General features: G+C 36.3%; 8 protein-coding genes. 6 read left to right on the top strand and 2 right to left on the bottom strand.

The features are described from left to right. Positions 1–174: 174 nt before the first annotated feature. Both QA584_RS07745 and QA584_RS07750 read right to left on the bottom strand, forming a co-directional pair. Positions 175–603, bottom strand: a complete 429-nt coding sequence (locus QA584_RS07745) for a hypothetical protein (RefSeq protein WP_278273940.1) — start codon at positions 601–603, stop codon at positions 175–177. A gap of 103 nt (positions 604–706) precedes the next feature. Then, positions 707–1,453, bottom strand: coding sequence for an SIMPL domain-containing protein (locus tag QA584_RS07750; RefSeq protein WP_278273941.1), 747 nt, complete (start codon positions 1,451–1,453; stop codon positions 707–709). A 359-nt stretch (positions 1,454–1,812) separates the two neighbouring features. On the opposite strand from QA584_RS07750, the gene QA584_RS07755 reads away from it, so the two are divergent. The 6 genes from QA584_RS07755 to QA584_RS07785 all read left to right on the top strand — a co-directional run bounded on the left by QA584_RS07755 (position 1,813) and on the right by QA584_RS07785 (position 11,897). Continuing rightward, positions 1,813–2,808 carry a LacI family DNA-binding transcriptional regulator gene (locus QA584_RS07755; protein ID WP_278273942.1) on the top strand — a complete coding sequence of 332 codons (996 nt, stop codon included), beginning with the start codon at positions 1,813–1,815 and terminating at the stop codon, positions 2,806–2,808. A 255-nt stretch (positions 2,809–3,063) separates the two neighbouring features. Continuing rightward, positions 3,064–6,822, top strand: coding sequence for a 4-alpha-glucanotransferase (malQ, locus tag QA584_RS28595; RefSeq protein WP_331487859.1), 3,759 nt, complete (start codon positions 3,064–3,066; stop codon positions 6,820–6,822). A 249-nt stretch (positions 6,823–7,071) separates the two neighbouring features. After that, the gene (locus tag QA584_RS07770; RefSeq protein ID WP_278273943.1) at positions 7,072–8,829 is read left to right on the top strand and encodes a sensor histidine kinase; all 1,758 of its coding nucleotides are present in this window, start codon (positions 7,072–7,074) and stop codon (positions 8,827–8,829) included. After that, positions 8,822–9,850, top strand: coding sequence for a response regulator transcription factor (locus QA584_RS07775; protein ID WP_278273944.1), 1,029 nt, complete (start codon positions 8,822–8,824; stop codon positions 9,848–9,850). The genes QA584_RS07770 and QA584_RS07775 overlap by 8 nt, the downstream gene beginning before the upstream one ends. Positions 9,851–10,105: 255 nt before the next feature. Next, positions 10,106–10,996 (top strand): ABC transporter permease, encoded by an 891-nt coding sequence (locus tag QA584_RS07780; protein ID WP_278273945.1) that lies wholly within the window; start codon positions 10,106–10,108, stop codon positions 10,994–10,996. Positions 10,997–11,012: 16 nt separating this feature from the next. Then, positions 11,013–11,897, top strand: coding sequence for a carbohydrate ABC transporter permease (locus QA584_RS07785; RefSeq protein WP_278273946.1), 885 nt, complete (start codon positions 11,013–11,015; stop codon positions 11,895–11,897). Positions 11,898–11,902 lie beyond the last annotated feature (5 nt).

The raw sequence follows: 11,902 nt of genomic DNA on the forward strand, positions 1-11,902 counted from the left end.
TTCTCCATATTAGTTTAATGCAGTTTGCAATTCCAATGAAGGAAATTGATTTAACGCATAGGGTATTGTTTATTAATAACAAGAGTAATCTTTTGAAACTAATGAATAATTAGATTATAAGGCGGAAGGTTTTCTGATTTGTTCTCAGAAAACCTTCCGCCTTAATTATAATACTTATAGAAATTCTTTTAACTGCTGAATATTATTCTCTTCAAATCTAAGAAGCCGTTCCATAAGGGCGAGGAGATCAGATTCTGCATCCTTATACTTTTTGAGGTTCTTAACTGCATTGATAACACCCATATTACTTCCGATAATAAGCATTTCAGAAATGTGTGAGGGAGTTTTATCAGTAAGGGTCTGCATGTTAATCATCAGATAAGTTTTTATCTTATCCAATGCACTGATACCTTTTTCATCATATCCACTAGCATTCAGAGATTGTTTTGCTGCCTCATGGATTTCTTTGTACTCCTTATATTGAGATTGCAGATGTTTCTTAAAATTGTTATCTTCAACAATATCAATCAGCTGTTTTATGGTATTTACACCCATTTGTGAGTTTTGATAAATAAAGTTTGCAAGCTCGGCATTGCCATTCATCTTAATACACTCCTTTTTGGAGTAGTATTTCCACTGGTTTTAATATTATACGGTAATCTAATTGTTCCTTTTGTTGCTTTAACATAAACATTTTTATTTTCGTTTATTTTGCAATCTCAAATTGACAATGTACGACTGCGGTTATTTCTTTTTCAAGAGAGGAGGTATCATTAATACCATAATCATCTACAGCATTGGAATATAAAGGTGTAATCTGCATGACACCCATATCCGCATACTTTAAATCACCGAGTTTGTTACCGGCATTCTCTACGATCATTTCAGCACGTTTTCTTGCATCTTTGGTTGCCTCTGCCAGCATAGTAACTTTTAAGTCTGCAAGTTTTGTATAGAAATATTGAGGCGGATTGGATTCAAAAGCCACATCCTGATTCAGCAGTTCTGTAGCATTTCTGCTTATGTCTGTAATTTTATCAATTTCTTTGGAGCTGATGGTAACCGTCTGGCTCAAGGTATAATTCTCAATCTCATTGGTATAATTACCGTAATCGTTCATAGCGTAATTAATCGTTGTTGTTATGGATGAGAATACAATATCATCCTTTTTGATATCCTTGCCTGTCATGTAGGTGGATACCTTATCGCGGCTTGCCTCTAATTTGGTATAAGCATCTTGTAAATTGGCTGACTGTGCATTGAAGCTGCCGGTCCAAACAATCAAATCCGAGGTAATCTGTTGTTTGGCTGAACCGGTGACTACGATATTGGTTCTGGTGGCTTTAATTTTAACTACGCCGTTTGTCAGAATAAGCGCTGCGCTTATAACACCAAGAACCAGTATAATCGCTACAATAATGTTACTGATAGACCTTTTGTTCATTTCATTCATTATGAAACTCCTTTCAAAGTAACCTTTTAATCCGTTGTTTTGCTCTATCCTTTACCTTTTTCTTTATAATATATAAAGCCATAAGCGGAAATAGTATAGGTTTACTGATAGCTTCCGGTAACTTCTGGAAACTTTATGTACTATAAGTATAAATATAGTATATCGAGTCTGTATAAGTCAAATTAACAATTCTTTAAAAGAATATTACAATATTCTGACGAAATTAATACTCAAGAATTACATTATGTGGAATAATTGAAAAAAATTATGTGGAATAACTGAAAAAAATTATTGACAATGTAGAGGTATGGTAATATTATATAAACAGGAAACCGGTTTCCGGAAAAAGAGGAGTATATATGGCGTCGATTAATGATGTGGCAAAAATGGCCGGTGTGGCGAAATCAACCGTATCCAAAGTTCTAAATAATTATCAGTTAGTCAGTGATGAAACGAAAGCTAAGGTGGAAGCCGCCGTATTGGAATTGGGTTATGTACCGAATTCCGTAGCGGTCTCACTTTCCAAAAAAGTATTTAACAGGGTGGGGCTAATAGTTGATATTAGGCATAACAGCCAGTTTATAGACGAAATAGACATGCAATATTTAACCGGTGCTTTTGAAAAGTCAAAGGAATACCAGATTGATGTGGTTACTTTTTTCAGCTCCCAATTTGAAGGAATGACTGCGAAACAGGTAAGTTCTTATTTAGAAGCCCAGCGGATCAATTGCCTGATTATTTATAACTTATCCAGAGAGAACCAGAATTTAGTTAAGTTAATTGAAAAGCAGGAATTTTATTGTGTATTAGTGGATTCACCTATAGTGAATAAAAAAACCTCTTCCGTAACCATTGATCATTTTACAGCTCAGTATGATGTAGCCAGAAAAACAATTGAAGAAAATAAGTTTAAAAGTAAAGTGTTATATATTGCAGGAGGCAGGGGAAGTTATATTACGGAACAAAGGTTAGAAGCGATGAAAAAACTTAAGGAAGAGATTCCTTTTGAATTAATTGTAAAACATGGTGATTTTAATGAATATAAAACCAGGGAAATCATTATAAAATGGGCAAAAAAAGCAGATATTATTGTATGTGCTTCCGATATGATGGCAATTGGGGCAGTATTTGCCCTGACAGAGATGGATATATTTAAACCTGTATGTGGTTTTGATGGAATACCCCTTATGGGTTATACCAAAATAGCCATGAATACCGTCAGGCAAGATTTTTTTGAAAAATCCAAGCAGGCCTTTGATGAGTTAAAAAAGCTTTTAGACGGAGGTGAGGGGCAGCATATTGTGATGCCATATAAAGTCTGTAAAATTGACTACATGGATGTAATTCAAAAATAATGGAATCCACATCCATCTATTTTTCACCATTTTCGGAAACCGTTTTCCGGGGATGTATTGGTGCATAAGGAAGTTCATAAACAGCAGCAATAGGGAAAAGTTTGTGGTGGTATTGCAAGTAAACTTGCAATATGCGATAGGTGAAGGTTGAAAGAAAATACAAGAGTAGAAAGGATGCCACATTATGATTCTTTCAACCAGTTATATTTGTGGCAGTATCGCGAGTAAACTTGCGATATGCAATGGGTGTAAAATATGAGAAAAGCTGGAGTTTTAATGCCGGTAGCTTCCCTTCCCTCCGATTATGGGATTGGGGATTTTGGAAAGTACAGCTATCAGTTTATTGACATTTTAAAGAAAAGCCATATACGTATATGGCAGATTCTCCCTATAAATCCTTTGGGATATGGAGAATCACCGTATCAGCCCTATTCGTCCTTTGCAGGGGATGAATTATACCTTGATTTAGCCAGGTTATATGAGGAAGGATTATTAGAGGAACTGCCGCCGGCTTTTCGAAAAGGAACCAGTAAGATCAGTTATCAGGAAGTGAGGACATATAAAGAGGATTATTTAAGGCAGGCTTTTTTAAATTTTATACCGGATAACTCATATGAGGAGTTCACTAAGCAGGAATGGGTTTACTTATATGCTGTTTATCTTACCTTTAAGAAAAAAAATCAGATGAAATGCTGGAATGAATGGGAGGAAGTACATAAGAACTGGATAAAAGACCGTAGTTTTGATGAGAGTATTTATGATGGAGATATCCGGTATGAAATGTTTCTTCAGTATGAATTTTATCGTCAATGGATAAGCTTAAAGGATTACGCCAATGCTTCTGGAATTCAAATTATGGGGGATATTCCTTTTTATGTGGGTATCGATTCACTGGATGTATGGGGAAATCAGGAGGACTTTTTATTAGACAAGGATGGACACCCGATTTTTATCGCCGGAGTACCGCCTGATTATTTCAGCAGTACAGGACAAAGATGGGGAAATCCGATCTATAACTGGGAACACATAAGAGAAAACGGATTTGGTTTCTGGTTGAATCGAATTGCTTACAATTCCAGGCTGTTTGATATTATACGGATTGATCACTTCAGGGCTTTCGATACCTACTGGAAGATTCCGGCATCCTGTGAAACTGCAATAGAAGGGGAATGGACCCAGGCTCCCGGATATGAATTATTTGACCGGCTGTTTGAAACCCTCCCAGATATTTCTATTGTAGCGGAAGATCTGGGGGAGATGAGACCCCAGGTATATCAGTTAAGGGATCATTTTGGTTTAAAAGGTATGAAAATCATACAGTTCACCTTCGATCCATTAGAAAATAACAACAATTTTATTGACCGGGAAAATATGATTATATATACCGGAACCCATGATAATGAGACCATACTTGGATGGTTTGAGAACCAGTCCGGGCAGATCCAGAATGAAACTGACCTAAAACTATACTCTTTCGGGTATGATACCGGTTCCATTTCCCATCGGTTCATCCGCTATACGCTGGATAATATAGCAGATACTGCCATTATACCAGTGCAAGACATTTTGGGATTAGGTAACGAAGGACGGCTGAATACACCAGGAACGTTAGGTTCCCCCAACTGGGAATGGAAACTGGATAGCCTGGATAAATTGGAAAAGCAAGCAGAATTCCTGGCAGAAGCAGTACTTGAGAGCAAAAGAGCAGGAGATATTACCACTGTAAGTAAAAAGATCGAGGATCCCATAAAGCTTCTTTCCAGATTATTGGAACAGCAATATGGAAAGACCATAGAACAATGTACAAAAAAGCAGCTGCTTTTTGGGTTGATTAGTATGACAAAGCGCCTCGCGGCGGTTAAGGAAGTTGTAAAAGATAAGAAAAAACTGTATTATATTTCAGCCGAATTTTTAATCGGAAAATTGGTGTCAAACAACCTTATTAATTTAGGTATTTATGATGAGATAAAGGAATTGCTGTCTTTACACGGACAGAATATATCAGAGATAGAGGAAGTGGAACCGGAGCCATCCTTGGGCAATGGAGGACTTGGGCGTTTAGCTGCCTGCTTCCTGGATTCCATAGCAAGCCTTGGTCTTGCCGGTGATGGCATTGGACTGAATTATCATTTCGGTTTATTTAAACAGCAGTTTGAAGATAATCTCCAAAGAGAAGAGAAAAACCCATGGATCGAACGAATGAGCTGGCTGACGAAAAGGGACCGCAGCTATGAAGTGGAGTTTAATGGGTTTAAATTAAAATCTGTCCTCTATGATATTGATGTCATTGGATATCAAAACCGTACCAACAAGCTTCATTTATTTGATACGGAGTTGGTGGAGGAAAGTCTGGTAAAGGAGGGAATTGATTTTGATAAAGAGGATATTAAGAAAAACCTGACTCTTTTCTTATATCCGGATGACAGTGATGAAGCCGGACAGCAGCTGCGTATATTTCAGCAGTATTTTATGGTAAGCTGCGGAGCACAGTATATTCTGGAAGAATCCATAAGCAGAGGAAGCAGCCTGCATGACCTATATGAGTATGCCGTTATACAAATCAATGATACCCATCCCAGCATGGTAATTCCCGAGTTGATCCGTTTACTGACGAAACGGGGGATCAGTATGGACGAGGCAATTGATATCGTATCCAAGACCTGTGCCTATACCAATCATACCATCCTTGCGGAAGCCTTGGAAAAGTGGCCCCTTGATTATTTAAAGAAGGTAGTACCGCAGCTAGTCCCGATCATAGAAGTGCTGGATAACCGGGTAAGGAGAAAATTCAATGACGATAAGACCGTAATTATCGATAAACAGGACAGGGTGCATATGGCTTCTATGGATATCCATTATGGATTTAGCGTAAATGGTGTTGCTCACCTGCATACCGAGATATTAAAGTCACAGGAATTAAATCAGTTCTATAAACTTTATCCTGAGAAATTCAATAATAAGACCAATGGTATTACTTTTAGGCGTTGGCTGCTGCATTGCAACACAGAGCTTGCCTCATACATTGAAAGCCTTATTGGAAACGGCTTCAAAAAGGATGCTATGGATTTAGAAAAGCTTATGGAATTTCGTGGAAATGAAATGGTATTAAATAAACTTTTGAATATTAAATATAAGAACAAGCTAAAGTTGAAAGACTGGTTATACAAAAACCAAAAAGTTGAAATTGATGAAACTTCAATCTTCGATATCCAAATTAAACGCCTCCATGAATATAAACGCCAGCAAATGAATGCTTTGTACGTCATACATAAATATCACGAAATAAAAAGCGGCAAATTGCCTGCTAGACCGGTTACTGTTTTTTTTGGAGCGAAAGCTGCACCAGCTTATGTTATTGCAAAGGATATCATTCATTTGATTCTCTGCCTCCAGGAGCTGATTCTAACAGATGCAGAAGTGAGTCCGTATCTTAAGGTTGTCATGGTGGAAGATTATAATGTCTCAAAAGCAGAGATGCTGATACCGGCCTGTGACATCTCGGAGCAGATATCCTTAGCCTCCAAAGAAGCCAGCGGTACCGGTAATATGAAGTTTATGCTAAATGGAGCATTGACTCTGGGTACATTAGATGGAGCAAATGTAGAAATCAGTGATTTAGTGGGAGCAGATAATATTTACCTGTTTGGGGAAACAAGTGATCAGATTATTAATCATTATCAAAAGGCAGATTATGTAGCCGAAAAATATTATCAAATAGATGGTGATATTAAAAAGTCACTGGATTTTATTATCAGCGACCAGATGTTAGCCATTGGTAAAGAAGAAAACCTTGTAAGGCTTTATAAAGAGATTCTAAATAAGGATTGGTTTATGTCCTTACTGGATTTTAAAGATTATGTAAGGGTTAGGGAATTGGCCTATCACGACTATGAAGACCGTTTAAACTGGGCTGATAAAATGTTGGTTAATATCAGTAAAGCCGGATATTTTTCTTCTGACCGCACCATTGCCCAATACAATCAGGATATATGGAAATTAAATAGGGATATATAAATAACGAATAAACAAGGTATCCTAAATTATCAGAGTATTTTTTGTAAATGGCAGGTAAGTAAGATAATCCAAATACCATAGTAAAACTGAAGAAAGTGTGCCTAAAATTCGATAATTGAATTGAGGCACCTTCTTTAGCTTATTAAACTTCAAGTTCTGGAAACACTTCATAGTTGTCTTTTGCCGCAAATTATGGGATAATCGTTTAAATAATACACAATATTGATACAGGAATGGTGAAATATCAAGATGAAAATGCTAAGGTGGAAACGAAAAAGATTGTCATCCATAAGACAGAGATTAGTAGCAATAATATTAATGGTTACCATAGTAAGTCTGATGTCACTCGTAGTTGTTTCTTATGCCGCACTTCATTCCATGGAGAAAAACAAGACGGAAGCGACCTTAAAAATATCTTTAAACCAAATGACCGAACATATGGATGAGGCATATTACAGTATGATTCGAATTACACAGCAGATGAAAGAAAACGGATTCATTGGTGCCTTATTGTTGGACTATATGTCTCAGAAAAATACTTACTATATCTATAAGACAAAAAGAAAATTATCGGATGAACTGATTAATGTAAGCTTTCCCAATTCCTCTGTTAATTTTGCCAGTTATTATGATTCTCTTAATCATAAATGCCTTTTTGATGAAAATCTGATGGTTCCGGGTTATGATCTTTTAGATGCGCCTGAGCTGGTAACCGCTGCGGGTGACAGCTTAAGGGGTTTGTCTGCCACCAAGACCAAAAAGAGTAATGGACTGGTAATCTCAATGCTCGGACAGGATTCATATCAGGATAAGCAATTATATACATATGTTGAAATGAATGTTAACGTGGATGAATATTTGGAGCAAAACTCCAATCTGGTAGATGAAAATATAGTTCCTATTGATTTGCTGCAGCTTGATACAAGACAAATAATAAAATACAGCAGTAATGGCAGTTTTATAACAGGTGAGAGTTTTAATTTGGACAGTTTTAATGCAGAAAAAATGTATACAGGCATGAAAAACGGATATTTTATTGTTGCAAAAAGAAGTGAAATAGGATATATCAATGTATTTGCAGTACAGGAGAAATATTATAGAAAAGAAATTTATCAATGGAGAAACCGTATCTTTTTCATACTCTTCTTGTCAACCATAATGCTTTATCTGTCGGTTTTAACAATATACCGGCTGATCTGCAGACCACTTCAATTATTCGGGCAGGAAATCGAACAGGCAGGGCAGGGAAATCTGGAAGCAGCGGAGTATGAACTTGGTATTGCAGAGTTTGATCAACTCTTAAAACAGTTCGGCAATATGAAAGGGCAAATAAGGAAACTTTTGGAGGAAGTAGAAACCGAAGAAAAAAAGCGTAGTAAGATTGAAGTTGAGAAACTCATGTATAAAATCAATCCCCATTTCCTGTTGAATACTTTAAATTCGGTTCAATGGATGGCACAGATTAACAAACAAAAGGATATAAGTGATTTTTTATCAAGCCTAATATTTTTATTATCTTACAATCTGGGTAAACAGGATGGAATAGCAACCTTCCGTTCAGAACTTGAATTCTTAAAGAAATATGTAAATCTTCAGAAAATGCGGTATGATTTTGAGGTAGATATACAGGTAGAAGAAGGAGATTATCTGGATCAGCCGACGATAAGACTTTTGTTACAGCCTTTGGTTGAAAATGCATTAAGACATGGTCTTGGAGAAACCGGGAAAGTATTTATATCTTTATTTCAGGATGAGAAAAAAGGATATATAGTAATAACCATTAAAGACAACGGGAAGGGTTTGACCCTGGAGCAATTAGAAAAACTAAACCGGCCGTTTCAATATAAATCGGATGGAAGTGTGGAAAATGACGGAGTGGGATTACGTTATGTCAGATCCATGCTGGAATCTTTTTATGGAGGGCGCGCTTTCCTGACGATTAACAGTGAACTCGAAAAAGGTACTAAAGTGACATTATTATTACCATTGGAGGAGAACAATGATTAAGGTTTTGATTGTGGACGATGATAAACTGGCGAGAAAAGGAATTATTTCATTTATGCCATGGGATAAATATAATATGAAAATTATCGGTGATGTTCAAAACGGAAGGGTAGCACTTGAATTTTTGCAGATGCAAGAAGCAGATATCATGTTTATCGATATTGATATGCCTGAACTGGGCGGCATAGGACTGATGGAGGAATGCCGTAAGAAATTTCCAGAGGTACAGTTCGTGGTATTAACATTTTATGAGGAATTTTCCTATGCCCAGGCAGCTATCCGGCATGGAGTTTTAGATTATATTTCAAAAGTCCAGATGGAAAAAGAAGATGGTGATTCCATATTAAAGCGGGTTCTACATAACTATAAATTAAGAAAAACTCCCGCGGTTAACAATATGGAAAATTATCCAAACCAGGAAGAATGGGATGTTGTAAAAAAAGAGTGGCTACATTTGTTTTGGATTTATGATACCGTTCAGTTTGAAATACTCATCAATAAGACAAAGTTATTAAAACCGGATAATAGAGAGTTGGAACGTATTTTAATAAAATGTATACAATCCATTGATAACAATCTGGAAAGAGAAGAGACAATGATGCCTTTTTTAACGGAGGTTGATTTAGTTCTGAATTGGCTTAAGGAATGGAGAGATTCATTGTATGAATATGCCCTGGCTATGACCAGGAATGAAAGTATGCAGATTTGTATAATCAGAGCCATTACCTATTTAAAGCTGCATCTGCCGGAAAATTTAAAAGCGGAGGAAGTTGCAGATGAAATAGGGATGAGCCGAAGTTACTTTAGTATCAATTTCAAAAAGCTTACAGGGAAGACATTTCATGAATATGTGAAGCAGGAACGAATGTCTGTAGCGGCCGGTCTGCTGACGAAAACAGATAAAAAGATTATAGACATCGCAAAAGAGTCTGGATTTGATGACATAAATTATTTTAACCGGGTTTTTCATGAAGTAATGAAAAGTTCTCCGACGGATTTCAGAAAAAAATTATTTCAATTGTAATGCTTAAGATATATTAGCTGGAGTTTAGTTCAAAAGAATTAGACTTCAGCTTTTTTTATTACAGGAAAAATGTTTACTCCAGATGAAACAATTTTTACAACCCGGATAAAAATACAAGATATTGTTATGTGAATATATAACATTAGTCTATAGATAGAAAAAGCAAATTTTGTTACTATTTACTAAACGGGTAGTGAACCAAGACAACCCGGTCGGATATTAGTTTTGTGGAATAAAAAATGGGAGGAATAAGATATGTTCAATAAAAAGTTTTTAAAGCAATATTATTTCATGTTGGTTCCCGGCTTTGTCTGGCTTGCTTTATTCAGTATCATACCAATGTTTGGTATTGTAATGGCTTTTCAAAATTTTAACCCGGTGGATGGTATTTTCAAGTCGGTATTTGTGGGACTGGATAATTTTCGATATATGTTCCAGATGAGTGATACAAAACAGGTATTTATAAATACCATAATAATTGCTGTTGGCAAATTAATAGGAAATTTAATTGTACCACTTATTTTTGCTTTATTATTAAATGAATTATGTTTTAAAAAATTATTCCGTCCAATTCAGACTATAGTATATCTTCCATATTTTCTTTCCTGGGTAATACTGTCTAAAATTATCTTGAATATTTTTGGATATACTGGACCAATCAATCATTTATTACAGTATTTTGGGGTGGATGCCATTAACTTTTTTGGACGTGCTGATTTATTCCGTCCTCTGGTTATTGGTACTGATATATGGAAAGGCTTCGGTTATAATGCAGTTATTTATTTAGCTGCTTTACTAGGTATTGATCCGACTTTATATGAAGCTGCAGCGGTAGACGGCTCAGGAAGATTCTCACGCTTATGGCATATTACCTTACCTGGAATTAAAACGACCATTGCTCTGCTTGCTATCTTATCACTGGGTAATGTTTTACATGCAGGTTTTGAACAAATCTTTAATCTTTATAATCCCTTGGTCTACTCAACCGGTGATATTTTAGATACCTGGGTATATCGGGCCGGTCTATTAAATCTTCAGTTCAGTCTCGCAACGGCAGTTGGTCTGCTAAAATCAGTTGTAAGTCTGGTTCTTATAACACTTGGTTACTGGCTGGCGGATAAATTTGCGGGCTATAAGATTTTTTAACATAAGGAGTGGCAGTATGATTGAAAATAAATCCATAGGATCCAAAATCTTTGATATTTGTAATGTAATTACCCTGGTTGTAATAACCTTAGCCTGCCTGATTCCCTTATGGTATATTCTGATGATATCATTAAGCAGCAAGGAGGCAGTTAATGCGGGGCAGGTAACATTTTGGCCCGTAGGTTTTAATCTGCTTTCTTATCAGAAAATTTTAGGAGAAACAGCTTTTTTGAAGTCATTTTTTGTCTCCATACAAAGAGTCTTATTAGGAGGACTTATCGGTGTTGGCTGCACACTTATGACAGCATATCCCCTCTCGCGGACCCAGAGGCAGTTCCCGAAGCGTAATATATTTATGTGGACCTTGATTTTTTGTATGCTTTTTAATGGGGGCACCATTCCCTGGTATATGACAATGCGGAATTATCATTTGATTGATAATATATGGGGGCTTGTATTAGCAGGAAGCCTACCGGTATTTAATGTAATCATGGCAATGAATTTCTTTCGAAATCTTCCGGTTGAACTGGAAGAAGCAGCATATGTGGACGGAGCTGACCCTTGGATTTCTTTTATAAAGGTAAATATTCCTCTTGCAAAACCCATGATTGCGACCATTGCGTTATTAACGATTGTCAGTCATTGGAATGATTTCTTTCAGGGTCTGGTTTTAAATACGAAACAGAGTAATTATCCGCTGCAGACTTATATTCAGCAGATGGTTGTCTCTCAGGATTATTCTTCTATGTCCGTAGAGCAAATAAAAAAAATTATACAACTGAATAATCAATCCTTGGATGCGGCTAAGATATTTATTGCAATGATTCCTATCTTGATTATCTATCCTTTCCTTCAGAAATACTTTGTAAAAGGTATTACGTTAGGTTCAGTGAAAGGCTGATCCTT

It is taken from the genome of Anaerocolumna sp. AGMB13025 (genome assembly GCF_029689925.1).
In the GTDB taxonomy this organism is placed as follows: Bacteria; Bacillota; Clostridia; order Lachnospirales; family Lachnospiraceae; genus Anaerocolumna.